The organism is Massilia oculi (genome assembly GCF_003143515.1).
Lineage (GTDB): Bacteria > Pseudomonadota > Gammaproteobacteria > Burkholderiales > Burkholderiaceae_D > Telluria > Telluria oculi.
This window is the reverse complement of sequence record NZ_CP029343.1, coordinates 133878-149184: the sequence shown is the minus strand read 5'-3', so window position 1 is coordinate 149184 and position 15307 is coordinate 133878. Positions and strand designations below refer to the sequence as shown.

Genomic DNA, 15307 nt, shown 5'->3' with positions numbered 1-15307 from the left:
TCAGTCATGGCAGTCGAAGAACAGTTCGAAGGGATGGAGCACGCGCTCCATGGCGAAGGCAGGCAGGATCGGGGCGGCGCCGGTGCTGGCGTCGCCCTCGACCTGGCTGGTGAAGCAGGCCAGCGCGGCGCGCTTGCGCGCCAGCGCATCGGGCGGCAGCGTGAGTTTGCTGGCCTGCCCCCAGGGCATCGCCCCATCGCCCGGCGCGCTCCAGTGCCAGCCCCACACCGGCGCCTGGAGCAGGCGGGCTTGCCGTCCGTTCGCCGCCGTGGCGCAGGCGCGCGCCGTGGCCTCGTGATCCGGATGGCCATCGTGGCGCCAGGTGGTGATCACGAGGTCGCCCGGCCGCAGCAGCGCGGCCAGGCGGGCGGCCAGCATCGGCTCGGCCGCCGTAACGCCCCCGTCGGGAATGCCGAGCCGCTCGATGCGCGGGCGCGCTACGCCCAGGCAGGCGAGCGCGGTCTCGGTTTCCCGGATCCGCTGCGCGCGCAGGCGCGCCGGCGGCCAGTCGGTCGAGCCGGGATGGCTTGCTTCGCCATCGGTGACGGCCACCACCAGCGGGGCGTCGCCCCGCCGCGCCAGCATGTACAGCAGCGCGCCGCAGGCGAGGATCTCGTCGTCCGGATGCGGCGCGACCACCGCGACCCGCGTGCCGCGCGGCACGAGCCGGTCGAGGGTAGTGGACGGCGCCGTCGCCAGCTCCGGAGCGAGGCGCCAGGCCGCGGCCGGGGTGCCCGCGCCGGCGATATGGCGCGAGCGTGCTACAGCGTCCATGGCGACGCTCCCGACTCGCTGACGAGACGACCGACCGCTTCGAGGTCGCGTTCGGCGTGGCTCTGGCGCATGAAGACCGGCAGGTCGGCGTACAGCCGCGCCAGCGCCCCGTCCTTGCACAGCGGCCCGGCGCCCAGCGCGCGCCCGGCCGCGCCCAGCACCAGGCCGGCGCTGGCTTCGACGCTCAGGCGTACCGACAGGGCGTCGCCCATCGCGTTGGCTTGCGGTGTGCGGTCGATCCGCGCCGCGGCTTCGCGCATCAGCGCGGCGCTTGCCTGCAGCGCCACCGCCGCTTCGCCCAGTTGCGCGAGGCGGTGAGGATCGCCGCGGCCGGCCACGCGTTCGCGCAGGGCGTCGGCGAGACGGGTCGCGGCGCCGTACCAGCAAGCCGCGACACCGGCGCCGCCGTGCCAGAAACCGGCGCGTTCGACATAGAATCCCGGGCCACCCAGCGCCCGGGCCTGAACCCCATCGAAGAGCATGTCGACGCTGCCGCTGTTCGCCATGCCGACCGCGTTCCAGCCATCGCCGGTCACCGTGACGCCGGCCTGGCGCAGATCGACCGCCGCCAGCATCGCGGCGCCGTCCGGATCCCAGCAGCTCACCACGGCGTGGGTGACGTCGCGCGCGCCCGAGCACCAGGCCTTGCGCCCGTCGAGGCGCAGCCCTCCATGGCTGTCGGGGGAAAGCGCCAGGCGCGCATTGGGCGGCTCGGCGCACCAGGTGGCCCAGAGCGCGTCGTCGGCGCCGCCATGGGCGCCAGCCTCATGGAGGATGGCCAGGGCGTCGGCATGGCCTTCGTACAGCTTGGCGAGCGCGAGGTCGTGGGCGCCCACGGCCGCCAGCGCGCGCCAGCGTTCGAGCGTGGCGCCGTGGCCGGGCAGCGGCAGGCGGTCCAGGCGCAAGGTGACGAGCCGATTCAACGCGGCCGCTGGCGGGGCATCCTGCAGGGACAGGAGCGCCGCGCGCAGGCGTGCCGCGAGGGACGCGCCGGTAGAGGGTAGGTCGGAATGCATAGCAAGTGTCTTGCAAAAATTTCATCGTACCACTTGCTCAACGTTTAGCTTGTCCGGCACGCGGCAAAGCGCGCGGGTTTAAATGGCATTCCTGGAGTTGCGATAACAACGGCCGACCTCCTTCTCCGACAAGTAGGAGACGAAAAGCGACGTGACGTGCCATGCTGCTACACTTGCCGCATGTCCGTTACCACGCCGTTCCCATGAACCTTCAGCTCAGCGACATCGGCGAAGCCATCCAGCTGGCGATCGCGCCGGTATTCCTGCTGGCCGGGGTGGGCACGATGCTGATCGTGCTGACCAACCGGCTGGGTCGACTGATCGACCGCAGCCGGGTGCTGGAAGACCGCCTCAAGGCCGATCCCGACAATGAATGCAAGGGTGAACTGCTCAGCCTGTATCACCGGGCCCATCTGATCAACGTCGGCATCGCCGCCAGCACTCTCTGCGGGCTGCTGATCTGCGTCGTGATCGCGATGCTGTTCCTGGGAGATACCACCGACCTGCCGCTCGACCAGTACATCGCCCTGTGCTTCGTGGGCGGCATGCTGGCGCTGATCGTCGGCCTGGTCTATCTGATGCGCGAGATCCTGATCTGCAGCAGCTTCATGCGTGCGCAGCAGCTGAAGGTGCTGGAAGCCTGCCGAACGACGGCGGGATAGGGGAGCGCCTGGCCGGCGCGGGAGGCCGGCCGGAAGGACTGGCAGGGCCAGGGCCAGGGCGCATGCGGCGAGTTGGCCACCGGCTACGCGGCCGGCGTCCGGCGCCGGGTCGTGGGCTTACTTGCCTGCACCCAGGTGGCGGTCCAGGAAGGCGCGCATGGCCTGCGCGATCTCGGCGCCATGGGTCTCGATCGCGAAGTGGCCGGTGTCGAGGAAGCGCACTTCCGCCTTCGGATTGTCGCGCTTGAAGGCTTCGGCGCCGGGCGGCAGGAAGAAGGGATCGTTCTTGCCCCAGATGGCAAGCAGCGGCGGCTGGTGCTGGCGGAAGTAGGCGTGCAGCTGCGCGTATTGCTTGATGTTCTGGCCGTAGTCAACCAGCAAGTCCATCTGCGGGTCGACGCCGATGCGCTCGATCGCCTCGTGGGCCAGCAGGTAACCGTCGGGCGCCACGGTCGACGTGTCCTTCACGCCCTCGACGTATTGCCACTTGAGCATGTCCAGGGTATTGAACTTGCGCAGCGCTTCCCGGTTCGCCGGCGTCGGATCGGCCCAGGCGGCCCGCATCGGCGCCCAGCCGGGGCTCAGCCCCTCCTCGTAGGCATTGCCGTTCTGGCTCACGATCGCCGTGATCTTTTCGGGATGGCGCACCGCCAGGCGCCAGCCCACCGGCGCGCCATAGTCGAACACATAGATCGCATAGCGCTGCAGGCCCCTGGCGGTGGTGAAGGCATCGATCACGTCGGCCAGGTTGTCGAAGGTGTACTTGAACGACTTGTCCGCGCGCGTCAGGCCGAAGCCGGGCAGGTCGGGCGCGATCACGCGGTAGCCGCCGGCCAGCTGCGGAATCAGGTCGCGGAACATGTGCGAAGAGGCGCCGAAGCCGTGCAGCAGCAGCACGGCGGGCGCGTCCTTCGGACCGGCTTCGCGGAAGAACACGTCGACGCCCTTGACCTGGACCGTGTCGTAGCGCACGGCGGGCGCGTTGTCATTTGCCTGGGCGGCTGCCTGGGCGGCGCCGGCGCTGCCGATCGCGGCGGCCATGAACAGTGGGTTCAGAATGCTTTTCATGATGGGCTCCCTGTATGAGATGGGGTTATTCGAGTAACCTTTAAAACTTGCCATAAGAGGTTATGTGGCCCAGTATGGCACGCTTTCTGTAACCGTTCAAGTATAATGTTGATGGTTATTGCGAAAGGAAGACCATGTCCCACAACAAACAGGAAGCCGCCCTGACCGAGCCGCTGCTCGTGGGTGATCATCCGGCGCTCGACCTGCTCAATACGGAAGCGGGTCGCGGTGAGCAGTACGTCGATTTCTGGCGCAGCGGCGATGATGTGCTGCGCTGGCTGGAGCGCTGCGGCATCGATGTCGGCCCACCTGGCGACGGCGAAGCCGGGGATGCCCTGCTATGGGACGCCAGGGAGCTGAGGGCGATCGCGCGCGAGCTGGTCGAGCGGCGCAAGCAGGGGGAGCGGGGCAATCCGGAGCGGATCAACCGTTACCTGGCGGCGATGCAGTCGGCGCCGGTGCTGGAGTGGAGCGAGGACGGTCCGCTGCTCAGGCGGCGGCGTTCCACGCCGTCGCCGCGACAGGCGCTGGGGCAGGTGGCCGAGTCGGTGGCGGAGCTGCTGGCCAACGGGCAGTTCGAATACGTGCGACAGTGCGAGCACCCCGATTGCGTGCTGTGGTTCTATGACCGGACCAAATCGCATCGCCGTCGCTGGTGCAGCATGGCGCTGTGTGGCAACCGGCACAAGGCGGCCGAATTCCGCAAGAGGACCCGCGCCGCGGCCTGACAGCGCGGCGGCGCTGCCCGGCGCGCGTCGTCCAGCGCGGGTGGCCGAAGACCAGCTGGCGCTGCAGGCCGACACCCCGCCCGCCTTCTGGCATGCGCTGCGCGAACCAGGACTGGTGGCGCCCGACGCGCCGCTGCCGATCGACGCGCAAGGGGCTTGACGCCAGGGCGACGATTACGGCCGCTGGTGGGTCTCGATCGCCTTATCCGCCGGCCTTGCCTGCAGCGTGACCGACGCCGGCGCCAGGCCGTCGGCCGTCACCCGCACCGTGATCGGGCCGCTGGCGCCCGGCTTGGCGCGCACAATGCCCAGCACCAGTCCGTTGAAGGCGGCGCGCTCAGGCGACGGGAACGGCTCGAAGCTGGTCGGATCGCCGTTGTCGGTGGCCACCAGTTCGCCCGGACCCTCGACCGTGAAGCGCACCCGCTGCATGCTGCGGGGCACATCGATGCCGGCCTTGTCGGCGATGCGCACGGTGACGAAGGACAGGTCGCGGCCATCGCCGTCGATCGTCGCGCGGTCGGCGCTGGCCTGCAGCGCGGCCGCCTCGCCCGCGGTCCGGACCGATGCGCGCGCCCATTCCTTGCCGGCCTTGTAGCTCACCACGCGCACCTCGCCCGGCTCGTACCTGACATCGTCCCAGCGCAGGCGGTAGGTGAACGGTGCCTTCTTCTTGCGGCCCTGCGACTTGCCGTTGACGAACAGCTCGGCTTCGTCGCCCGAGGTGAACACGTGCACCGGCGTGACCTGGCCAACCCGATCCGGCCAGGTCCAGTGGGGCAGGATGTGGGCCATCTTGAGGCTTGGCCGCCAGCGCGACTGGTACAGCCAGAAGCGGTCTTTCTTGAAGCCGGCCAGGTCGAGGATGCCGGTATAGGAGCTGCGCGCGCCATAGTACGGCGTCGGCTCGCCCAGGTAGTCGAAGCCGGTCCAGACGAATTCGCCGGCGACATAGGGATGGCGGTCGAGCGAGGCGAATACCTTGTCGGCCGATGAGCCGAAATCGACGGCATACAGTTCGTAGGAGCTCACTTGCTGCAGTGTCGAGTCGCCCCGCGGCCATCGCGCACGATCGAGCTGTTGGCGGGATGGACGGGGAAGAAATAGACGCCGCGGCTGCTGAACGCCGACGCCGATTCGCTGGTGAGGATCACCTTGTCCGGGAAGGCCTGGTGGAAGCCGGGATATTGCGGCGGCGTGCGGATACGGTCGGTGCCCTCGAACTCAGGATCCTGGCGGATGCCTTCGCCCTGGTAGTTCAGGCTGATGATGTCCACCTCGGCCGGCAGCGGCATGTGCGGCTTGGCGTAGTTCATGGACAGGGTGGTCGGCCGGCTCGGGTCTTCGTCGCGCGCGATCCCGTGCAGGCGGCGCGCGAGCTCGGCGCCTTCCTTGCCGGTGTACTGCTCGCCGACTTCGTTCCCGATGCTCCACATGATGATCGACGGGTGGTTGCGGTCGCGCCGGATCATGGAGCGCAGGTCCTGCTCGTGCCAGTCGTCGAAGATCAGGTGGAAGTCGAGCGGCGTCTTCTTGCGCTGCCAGGAGTCGAATACCTCGTCCACCACCAGGATGCCCATGCGGTCGGTGAGGGCCAGGAGTTGTGGGTCGGGCGGATTGTGGGCCAGGCGCAGGGCGTTGGCGCCCATTTCCTGCAGCAGTTCGAGCTGGCGTTCGGCCGCGCGCACGTTGAAGGCGGCGCCGAGCGCGCCGAGGTCATGGTGGTTGTTCACGCCGCGCAGCACGATCTTCTCGCCGTTGACGAAGACGCCTTCCTTGGCGTCGAAGCGCAGCGTGCGGATGCCGAACGGCGTCTCGACGCGGTCGACGACGCGGCCATCCTGGCGCACCGTCGTCACCGCCAGGTAGCGGTTGGGCTGCTGGGTCGGCAGCGGGCCCCACAGGCGCGGCTTGGCCAGCGTCGCGTTACCGTCCACGCTGGCACTGGCGCCCGGCGCGACCGTCGATGCGGGAGACGTCACGGTTGCTACCGGCTTGCCGGTCGGCCTGCCCTGGGCGTCGAGCACAAAGAGTTCGGTGACCACATCGGCCTTGACCGGCGCCGTGCCCTTGTTGTCGAGGGTGACGCGCCAGGCCACCTGGGCCGATTCCTTCGACACCCGCGGCGTCGTGACCTGGACGCCCCACTGGCCGACGTGCAGCGGCGCCGTCTTGGTGATCCAGACGTTGCGGTACAGGCCCGCGCCAGGATACCAGCGGGCCGATTCGGGTGTGTTGTCGAGGCGGATCGCCACCTGGTTGCTGGCGCCCGGCGTCACGTAAGGGGTGAGGTCGATGCGGAACGAGTTGTAGCCATAGGGCCAGCCGCCGGCCAGGCGGCCGTTGACCCAGACGCTGGCGTAGGCCATGGCGCCGTCGACGTCGAGGTAGATCTGCTTGCCGTGGTCGGCCGCGCTCAGCTCGAGCGTCTTGCGGTACCACGCCGGGCCCCAGGTCTTGAGACGGCCCATGCCGCCATACGGCCCGGTTTCCAGGAACGGGCCGGCGATCGCCCAGTCGTGCGGCAGGCGCACCTGGGTCCAGGCGCTGTCGTCGAACCCCAGGCGCGCGAACGGCGCATCGATGGCCGGGTCAAGCGCCGGCCGCGCGTGGCGGCGCGCCGGATCCTTGATGAAGGCGTTTCCGCTCGGGAGGATCCATGGTTTGAGCAGGGCAACGCCGCTGCGCTCGACCTGGACCGCCTGGTCGGGCCTGGCGTCGGCGTCCTTGCCGTCGGCCGACTTCCCGACCTCGGGGCGCACGTCGTACAGGTAGGGCGCCGAATCGCCGCCCGGATCGCCCAGGGTGAAGCGCCAGCCCTCGTTGAAGCCGATGCGCTGGCGGCCTTCGGGCTGCGTTGCCGGCGCGGATGATCGGGTCGCCTGCTGCGCGGCAGCCGGCACCATGGCCAGTGTTGCGCCGAGCGTCGCGGCCAGCAGGCAAGCGGCCGTGACTGCGCGGGGCGCGGGCATGCCTGCGCTGAATGTTGGCGGATGTCGGTCCAAGTCTCCTCCTATGGATATTGTTATGCTTCCTGCACGTTGTCCGGCAAGCCTACCATTGCTAAACTTAAAATGGTAGCGCATAACAAAATTTGTTAGGAATAACCTTGGCCGCAGTTCCAGCTGCGACCAGGAGACTGGGGACTCATCAATACGGCGCATCCGCACCGTCGGCGCGCCAGACATACGGGCCGATGATCGTGCCGGTGAATCCGCCGGCCTTGCTGGTCGACAGGAAGCTTGCATCGACGCCGGAGCGCAGTTCGCGCCGCACGCCGCCGGCAGTGTAGAAGAAGTCCATGCGGCCACCGTCGATGCGGATCTCGAGGTCGATCGCGTCATCGCTCACCGGTACGCTGGCCAGCAGGCTGTCGGCGTCGGACTTGGCGCGCTTGGTCAGGGCCAGCACATTGCGCTGGCCCATCCGGGTCACGCCATAGAACAGGTGCGAAGCATCGCTCTGGTAAGCCACCAGTCCGGCGCGGTCGCCTTCACGGACGGGACGAAAGCGCAGGCTGGTGCCGACCGTGGCGATGTGGTGCTGCTGGCGGCGCGCAAGAAAGGCCGGCGTGCCGTCCAGATCGCCAAGCCGACCGCGCGGCTCGAGCACCAGGCGGCCCGCTTCCAGCCGGTGGAACGGCGCCGCCGGCGTGCGCACGCCGATCCAGGCGTCGGACAGGCGTGCGGCGTCGAATTCGTCGACATAGGCGAAGTCGCCGGAGAGTGGCAACGCGGGGCGCGCCTGCGCCGGCAACGCCGGCCGCGCGGCGACGAAGGGAATCGGCTTGCCGTCCTCCAGTACCATCGGCCAGTCGTCCTTCCAGCTGACGGGCAGCAGGAAGGTCTCGCGTCCGATGTTGTACAAGCCGTCGCGGTAGGGGCGGGTGGCCAGGAAGGTGGCCCACCATTGTCCATCCGGGGTCTGGACGAACTTGGCATGGCCGGCCGACGTCACCGGGTTCGGGCGCGCCGGATCGAGCTTGCGCTGACTGAGGATAGGATTGTGCGGGTAAGGCGTGAACGGGCCGCGCACGCTGGCCGAGCGGAACACCACCTGGGAGTGGTTGTCGCCGGTGCCGCCTTCGGCGGCGATCAGATAGTAGTAGGCGCCGCGGCGGAAGATGTGCGGGCCTTCGATCCAGCTCGGCTTGGCCGCGATGTCGACGCCGCCATTGACCAGCAGGGTGCGCTCGCCCTTGACGGCCAGGGCGGCAGGATCGAATTCCTGGACCCAGATGGCGCGGTGGCCATCGTATCGGGGCTGTTCGGCCGGCGCGTCGTTGCCGACCAGGTAAACCTTGCCATCCGTATCCCAGAACAGCGAAGGATCGATGCCGCCGAACGCCAGTTTGACAGGCTCGGACCAGGGGCCTTCCGGTTTGGACGCCGTCATGACCATATTGCCGCCGCAATCGACGCAGGTGGTGACCACGTAGAAGACGCCCTTGTGGTGCGAAATGTCGGGGGCATAAATGCCGCGTGACGAGCGCAGGCCCTGGAAATTCGCCTGCGAGGGACGGGTGATCACGTTGGCGATCTGGGTCCAGGTGCTCAGGTCGCGCGAGTGGAACAGCGGCAGGCCGGGGAAGTTCGTGAACGACGAGTTGATCAGGTAATAGTCATCCTCCGCGCGCAGCACGGACGGGTCGGGGTAGTAGCCGGACAGGATCGGGTTGCGGTATTGGGAGGCGGTGGGCGTTGCCGTTTCTTGCGCTCGGCCTTCGTAGCTGAAGCGCTCGAAGAGGGCTGCTGCGGCCGATACGCCGTTGGCGCCGGTCTGGCTGCCCGGAGCCGAGCAGGCCGCCAGTCCGACCAGCGAAGCGATGCCCGCCAGGGTGCGTAGAGAAATCATGATGACCTCGAAAAAGTTGCCCTTGCATGGCAGGCCTAGTAGGGCGAGCTCGGATCGGCAAGGGAGCGACACAAATTGATTGCGCAATCATTGTCGGTTATTAAATACTGGGCTGCAACAATCTTGTGTGCCAAAGCTGCTGATGAAGCTGGTGTTCTTACTATCTTCACGCCCCTCAAAAAACGTAACTAACCAACGAAGCTAATCCACATGCAATTGATCCGAAAAGTCGCGAACTTCGGCAGAGCCAACACAAGAGACATAGGCCACCAAGGGATGGTGGTCGACAACCAATGCGACCAGGCGAGGGCGGGGCATTGCAATGCATCGCCGAGAACGAAACTCCTGCAGTGGCGATTGCCCATCCCTATACCGATACTTTCGAAGTTGCGGTATCCTTGCGTCAGGAGGATATCGATGAGAGCTGACTTTCGGCTGGCGCGCATGCTGCATGCGCTGGCTCATATACACGGACGCAAGGGAGCGACGAGTTCGGAGGAGCTGGCCGTGATGCTGGACACCAATCCTGTCCTGGTACGCCGCATGATGGGCGGTTTGCGCGATGCGGGTTATGTGCGGTCGACGGCTGGCCGCAATGGCGGCTGGGTGCTGGCGGCGGATCCGGACAGCATCACGGTGCTGGATGTGTACCAGGCGCTCGAGGAACCGGTGATCTTCGCCATCGGCGCGAATGTCGATCATCCGGGTTGTGCTCAGGAGCACGCAATCAATAGCGCGCTCGAGGTGGCGATGGCGCAGGCGGCAGGCGCCTTGTTGCGGGAGTTTAATCAGGTGAAGCTGTCGGCCTTCATTCCGCCGGCAAGTGCGTGACTGGATCCTGCGAATTCGCTAGCCAGGAAGGATGGGGTTAAGGCGCACTTACAATTGCACGCTGCTTGTGCAGAGGAAAGCCGTCACCGAACCAGGTTCTTGGTCTCGGCCTGCGGCGCCAATGTCTCACTAAAATCGCCACTGCTGCAGTGTCAATTAGAGCGCTTACCGTATCTTCTCGAGTGGCGGAATATACTGTATGGCCACTCCCGCAGATGCAGGATTGCTTATTAGCGAGCGTCAGGCGGGCAGTGCGGCGATTTCGGAACTTCAGGAGTGACAGTTACTGTAGTTCGCGCTTCTTCAGGATCGCGTCGACGGTGGAGGTCCCGTGCGAAGCTTCCGCCTGGTGGCTCAGAGGATCCTGTAGTACCGGCCGGCACGACAATTCCTTGCAGCCGAGTCCCATGATTTGCTGACGGTCGTTAACCGCCTGCGGATAGGCATTGTGTAGCCTAACGCTGGGTCGATCAGCTCGTTGACGTCACGTGCGCCGGTCGATGGGCGATACAGGAAGCCGCCACTGCGTACGTCGTGGCCGCCGAGTGCGCGCACATTGTCCATTATCGCGGCGTCCTACAAGCAGGAGGAATTGACGCGGTTGAACAACGAGGCGGCCGCGCTCGCGACGGAAATGGGTTCGGTCGAGCAGGCTCCGCATCTTTAACGCGAAGCCAGCCGCAACCAGGCGAAGAAAGTCGAGCAGCTGCAGGCCGTCGAGGCGCAGGCATCCGTGCTCGAGGCACAACTGGTCGAGCGCAGGATGCGGTAGGGTGAGGCTGGGAAACGGCCGCGCGCGCGTACAGCACGTCCAGCGAATGGCCCAACGCATTTTCTGGAAGCGGTTGGAAGCAAGTTTGTGAGACAGATGCGGAGAGCGGCGTCTGACAGCTTTGCTTCAGATGGCTATTGCAAGTTCGGGTAGATCAGACGGTCGGCGAGCTCGTCGGCCTTACTTCGCATTCTTGGTAGTTTTGGGGTGGTGTTGCGTGCATCCATATTCTTGAATATCGAATATTCCATCGATCCGTGTTGCGTTCGCAAATTTCCACCGAGTGTTGCGCATGCGCCGGTTTTGAACGCAACACCCGTCGACCGCGATCCGTTGATTTCCAGCTTTGCTGTTGCGTGAAGCCGTCCGCTCGGGCGACCCATTTCAATGAGATATCGTTGCAGGGGATGAGCTGTCAGAGGCATAGCCGCAATTTTTCGTCGCTGTGGCGGTAGTGGGTGATTCCAAAACACCGCTATCATCGCCGGCGGTTTTTCCGAGGACGCCAGCGAACATGCCGTGATATGCTCGAAAAAGAGCCCGCGCGGCTCTTTCTCTGAATTTATCTCCAACTCATCCTATTCAGAGGTTCGCATGGCACAAGCCACCACGCTCCAGCCGGGGCAAATTCGTCATCTTCTTCGCGTCACAGCTTCTACAAGTCGGCATCCATAAAGGGACTGCTTGAACCTGTGGCTGGGTCTGACTGCTGGAATGCGCATAACAGAAATCGCACAGATTGAAGTGCAGGACGTATTGTTCCCTTCAGGCGCATTGCGTACCGAAATCAGCCTACGCGCAGCGATAACGAAAAGGATGCCGACAGCGGTGCATCTACCTGGGTCATGCCAAAGCCATTGAAGCAGTCGATAGGTACTAGGACCTTCGGATCGTAGGGCGCTTGCGGATATTTGACAATCCGGGCCGCTATCGAGGTTTGGAGCCGTCGAGCAAGCTGATGCTTACTCGTAAAGGGTACAAGTTCCACTTGAACACCAAACGACGCCTAAACTGGGCCGGTGAACCGGTCGATTACTAGGCATGCGACAGCCTCCAATCTCACGTCACGAAGCTGTATCGTGATGCCGGCATACGTGGCGGGTCATCACACAGCGGCCGGCGCACAATGGCATCACGGCTCATCCAGCAGGGCGAGTCGGTCGAGACCGTCCAGCTGCTTCTCGGACACGCCGAATTGGACCATGTTCGTCCGTACCTGCAGGTGTCGCAAAGAAGGCTTGAAAGGATGTTTGAGAGCGTGCTCTAGCGTAGCTACGTGTGATAACATTCTCTTTGACAACTTTTGCATAAGTGGTTACGATGTAATCACTCTGAGGGCGGCAATGAAGCTAAGAAAAATCGGTAACTCGCAAGGGACGACATTCAGCCGCGAGATGCTCAACAAGGCAGGATTCCAGGACGGCCAAGAACTTGATGTCCTAGTGACGATGGGAGAGATCAAGATTGTCCCCACCGTTGTCAGCGGCGTTACTGTGTCGTTCACTCCTGCCGAAGCTAAAGCACTCGCAGCTGGCAAGCTCGACTCCAGGTCCGGTGAAGCGGCATTGACTAAAGTGCGCCGCATGATCGGCGCCGAGTAGAGGAAAGCCTTTTTAGTCAGTTTTAAGGAATGCACATGGCAGTTGATTGGAGTCTGGTTCCCGGCGTGATCTCACCTGTGATTTCTGCGGCTGCTGGCCTTGGAGGTGTATGGCTCGGCGGACGTTTAACGTCTCAGCGCGAAGAGGCACGTGAGCTAGAGCGTAATAAGAAGGAGACCGTTTACTTGGCGATTTTTGTTGCCGCTCACTTGGATAGGTTTGCGAACCAATGTCTCCACGTTGCACATGACGATGGAACAGAAGAAGGGTGCCCGGCTGCAAGTAACGGCTGTCATGAGGTGACGGTTGCATCACCCACGTTCGATCCGCTTGAGTTTGAAGTGAACTGGAAAGCCCTACCTGGTGGACTGATGTATGACATCCTGGGCTTACCCCATCGAGTCGAACAACTCCAGCAGTATATTTCTGGTGTCGGCGAGTACGACGATCCTCCGGAATACGCTGAGTTTTTTTGGGCTCGTCAGCATGGTTATGCAGTTCTTGGCCTTGAAGTGTCGGAGATTGCTCAACGACTGCGCGAGCATGCCGGGTTGCCACCTATTTCGGCTAATCCTAATGGTTGGGATCGAGACGCGCAACTTCGCGAGCTTCGCGACAAAATCGCTGGTGAGCGAGCTGCGTATCAGCTCCGTGTTACTACCGCTGGAAATTGATCGGAAAACGGCGTCCTGGTGGCGCCCGCAGCTGGCGGTGCCGGCACAAGGGAAAATGTTATGAAAAGAGCGGACCGCTTTGCCATATTCTTGGCCAGGCTTAAAAAAGCAAGGCCAGCTCAAGGCCGGGAAGATGCCCTAGCGCTCATGACGCGGATCATGGACGAAGTAGAGGATGAGCTATCCGGATTGGATCGAAATAATTATGGTGAGCGGATGCATGTCTATGGTTTTCAGCGCGAATTTGGCTGGAAGGATATGGACGGTGACCCGTGCTATTGGGACGGCTCAGCAAGATCAACCCATCGAACCCACCTTTACCATGACGGACGCATCGTTATTACCGCGATCAGAAAAATGCATGAGGTCGTTCTGGACAAGCCTGGTGCCGAATAGGTTTAATTTGTTTGACCTCGGAAAACGTCAGTGAGGAATTTTAAATGGTGGTTTGAACAGAGCGTCGTCTACGGCCTGGTCGCGGCCACGGGTGTTGGATTGATGTGGTATGCGAACGACTGGAACGCCGCACGTATCTCATGGCTATTCGCTGGATTAAGCATAGTCTCACTCATCGTGGGTGCCGCGCTATGCGGCCGCGCGAAAAGCCCGAGCCGACGTTGAGTGGGCTAAAGGAAAAATATGAACGCCGAAAACACAACTTGCATCCTCTGCGGACAGCGAGCAAAAGGGAAAGAGACTGACAGCGGCAACCGCCGCTATATCGTTTGCTCTAATGCCACTTGCGGCGACTTTGAGATCACCAATAGGGCCGCACGAGAGCTTGAATACAACTTAGAGCGAAAGAACGTTCTGCGTGAAATGGTGTCTCGTGCCAACGATAATGGGCAGACTCTGGACATCTCCATCGCATCGGATGGTGCAATGCAGACAACCGGCATCAAGCGCGGCTGAACAAGGGAAAATACCTAGCATTATCCACGCCGCGCTCGACGCGGCTGGTGCATTAAGAGAGCCGGCATGGTGCCGGCCAACTAGGAAAAATCATGAAACGAGTCGTACTTCAAAATTTCGACCACACTTTTGCGATCAACGACACTCCAGATTTCGTCGACGGTGACCTGCAAATTTTCGTATTTCTCTCCGCCTACGATGAAGTAAAGGTAAGCATTAGCAATGGGCCGGTTATCGGTATCTTCAAGCATATTGCCCTCTCGCCGGACCGCGTCTTTGTGTATGACGTAAAAGCGCGCGAATGCCGGGGTTCACTGGGCCCATACGAATTGCGAGACGCTTAACGAGCACGGAAAACGCTGCCGTATTTTTCTCGGCCGCGAAATTGAACGAACCGCGCCTAATGGCGCCCGCGCCCGGCCGGCGCCGGCGCAAGGAAAAATATGTCACAACAAATTGCATTTAGTGGAACGCTACCTGCGCATCTGCAAAACCTGATTGACCAAATTAACCAAGGTGCTATTGAGTACCGGGGGCGCGACAGTGATGTTCGTCAGGTAGAAGGATATGTCGCTGGCGGCAATCATGGCATGGCCGAATTCGTTGCCGGCCAGATAATCGAGCGTCAGCAGAATATCCGCCAGGCGCAGGAACACGGCTTGCCCGCCGCGCTGCAAAAAATGATCGACCAGGTGAACGCGGAAGCGACCAACTACAAGGGCCGTGACAGCGATGCAAAGCAGCTCGCCGCCTACCTCGACGGCGGCAATCACGGCATGGCCGAATTCGTCGCCGGCCAGATGATCGAGCGTCAGCAGAAGTTTCGCCAGGCGCAGGAACACGGCTTGCCCGCCGAGCTACAAAAAATGATCGACCAGGTGAACGCCGAAGCGATCAACTACAAGGGCCGTGACAGCGATGCAAAGCAGCTCGCCGGCTACCTCGACGGCGGCAATCACGGCATGGCCGAATTCGTTGCCGGCCAGATGCTCGAGCGTCAGCAGAAATTTCGCCAGGCGCAGGAACATGGCTTGCCCGCCGCGCTGCAAAAAATGATCGACCAGGTGAACGCGGAAGCGACCAACTACAAGGGCCGTGACAGCGATGCAAAGCAGCTCGCCGGCTACCTCGACGGCGGCAATCACGGCATGGCCGAATTCGTCGCCGGCCAGATGCTCGAGCGTCAGCAGAAGTTTCGCCAAGCGCAGGAACACGGCTTGCCCGCCGAGCTGCAAAAAATGATCGACCAGGTGAACGCCGAAGCGATCAACTACAAGGGCCGTGACAGCGATGCAAAGCAGCTCGCCGGCTACCTCGACGGCGGCAATCACGGCATGGCCGAATTCGTTGCCAGCCAGATGATCGAGCGTCAGCAGAATATCCGCAGCCAGCTCGAGTCCAACGACTAAACGAGA

16 protein-coding genes are annotated in these 15307 nt (G+C 63.4%); 10 read left to right on the top strand and 6 right to left on the bottom strand.

Annotation, left to right across the window (positions count from 1 at the left end; all coding sequences use genetic code 11):
• Both DIR46_RS00645 and DIR46_RS00640 read right to left on the bottom strand, forming a co-directional pair.
• Complete coding sequence (locus DIR46_RS00645; RefSeq protein WP_109343518.1) at window positions 1-774, bottom strand: PIG-L deacetylase family protein; 774 nt, start codon at window positions 772-774, stop codon at window positions 1-3.
• On the bottom strand, window positions 762-1790 hold the full coding sequence (locus DIR46_RS00640; protein ID WP_229446446.1) for an acyl-CoA dehydrogenase family protein: 1029 nt from the start codon (window positions 1788-1790) through the stop codon (window positions 762-764). The genes DIR46_RS00645 and DIR46_RS00640 overlap by 13 nt, the downstream gene beginning before the upstream one ends.
• Before the next feature lie 203 nt (window positions 1791-1993).
• On the opposite strand from DIR46_RS00640, the gene DIR46_RS00635 reads away from it, so the two are divergent.
• Window positions 1994-2452, top strand: coding sequence for a DUF2721 domain-containing protein (locus DIR46_RS00635; protein WP_109343517.1), 459 nt, complete (start codon window positions 1994-1996; stop codon window positions 2450-2452).
• Window positions 2453-2569: 117 nt separating this feature from the next.
• Here DIR46_RS00635 and DIR46_RS00630 read toward each other — a convergent pair whose 3' ends face one another.
• Window positions 2570-3520, bottom strand: a complete 951-nt coding sequence (locus DIR46_RS00630) for an alpha/beta fold hydrolase (protein WP_205289054.1) — start codon at window positions 3518-3520, stop codon at window positions 2570-2572.
• 134 nt (window positions 3521-3654) lie between these two features.
• Here DIR46_RS00630 and DIR46_RS00625 point away from each other — a divergent pair, with 134 nt between their 5' ends.
• Entirely contained in the window at window positions 3655-4248 is a 594-nt protein-coding gene (locus DIR46_RS00625; protein ID WP_109343516.1) for a CGNR zinc finger domain-containing protein, read from the top strand.
• 174 nt (window positions 4249-4422) lie between these two features.
• Here the strand turns inward: DIR46_RS00625 and DIR46_RS26905 are convergent, their stop codons facing one another.
• From DIR46_RS26905 to DIR46_RS00615, 3 genes are all read right to left on the bottom strand, one after another.
• Window positions 4423-5280 (bottom strand): DUF4982 domain-containing protein, encoded by an 858-nt coding sequence (locus DIR46_RS26905; protein ID WP_205289053.1) that lies wholly within the window; start codon window positions 5278-5280, stop codon window positions 4423-4425.
• Complete coding sequence (galB, locus tag DIR46_RS00620; RefSeq protein WP_205289052.1) at window positions 5277-7220, bottom strand: beta-galactosidase GalB; 1944 nt, start codon at window positions 7218-7220, stop codon at window positions 5277-5279. The genes DIR46_RS26905 and galB overlap by 4 nt, the downstream gene beginning before the upstream one ends.
• A gap of 178 nt (window positions 7221-7398) precedes the next feature.
• Window positions 7399-9102, bottom strand: a complete 1704-nt coding sequence (locus tag DIR46_RS00615) for a glycoside hydrolase family 43 protein (protein ID WP_109343515.1) — start codon at window positions 9100-9102, stop codon at window positions 7399-7401.
• Between the two features lie 210 nt (window positions 9103-9312).
• Here DIR46_RS00615 and DIR46_RS27690 point away from each other — a divergent pair, with 210 nt between their 5' ends.
• From DIR46_RS27690 to DIR46_RS00585, 8 genes are all read left to right on the top strand, one after another.
• A complete protein-coding gene (locus tag DIR46_RS27690) occupies window positions 9313-9933 on the top strand; it encodes an Rrf2 family transcriptional regulator (RefSeq protein WP_307719116.1) in 621 nt (206 codons plus the stop codon).
• A 1844-nt stretch (window positions 9934-11777) separates the two neighbouring features.
• Window positions 11778-11972 (top strand): tyrosine-type recombinase/integrase, encoded by a 195-nt coding sequence (locus tag DIR46_RS27040; protein WP_307719144.1) that lies wholly within the window; start codon window positions 11778-11780, stop codon window positions 11970-11972.
• A 76-nt stretch (window positions 11973-12048) separates the two neighbouring features.
• Window positions 12049-12306: an AbrB/MazE/SpoVT family DNA-binding domain-containing protein gene (locus DIR46_RS00600; RefSeq protein ID WP_109343513.1), complete on the top strand. Its 258-nt coding sequence runs from the start codon at window positions 12049-12051 to the stop codon at window positions 12304-12306.
• Between the two features lie 35 nt (window positions 12307-12341).
• Window positions 12342-12980 carry a hypothetical protein gene (locus tag DIR46_RS26280; protein ID WP_162819352.1) on the top strand — a complete coding sequence of 213 codons (639 nt, stop codon included), beginning with the start codon at window positions 12342-12344 and terminating at the stop codon, window positions 12978-12980.
• 60 nt (window positions 12981-13040) lie between these two features.
• Entirely contained in the window at window positions 13041-13376 is a 336-nt protein-coding gene (locus DIR46_RS26275) for a hypothetical protein (protein WP_162819351.1), read from the top strand.
• Between the two features lie 243 nt (window positions 13377-13619).
• Complete coding sequence (locus DIR46_RS26270; RefSeq protein ID WP_162819350.1) at window positions 13620-13892, top strand: hypothetical protein; 273 nt, start codon at window positions 13620-13622, stop codon at window positions 13890-13892.
• A gap of 92 nt (window positions 13893-13984) precedes the next feature.
• Window positions 13985-14236 (top strand): hypothetical protein, encoded by a 252-nt coding sequence (locus tag DIR46_RS00590; RefSeq protein WP_109343511.1) that lies wholly within the window; start codon window positions 13985-13987, stop codon window positions 14234-14236.
• A gap of 99 nt (window positions 14237-14335) precedes the next feature.
• Window positions 14336-15301: a hypothetical protein gene (locus DIR46_RS00585; protein ID WP_162819349.1), complete on the top strand. Its 966-nt coding sequence runs from the start codon at window positions 14336-14338 to the stop codon at window positions 15299-15301.
• The last annotated feature ends 6 nt before the right edge of the window (window positions 15302-15307 follow it).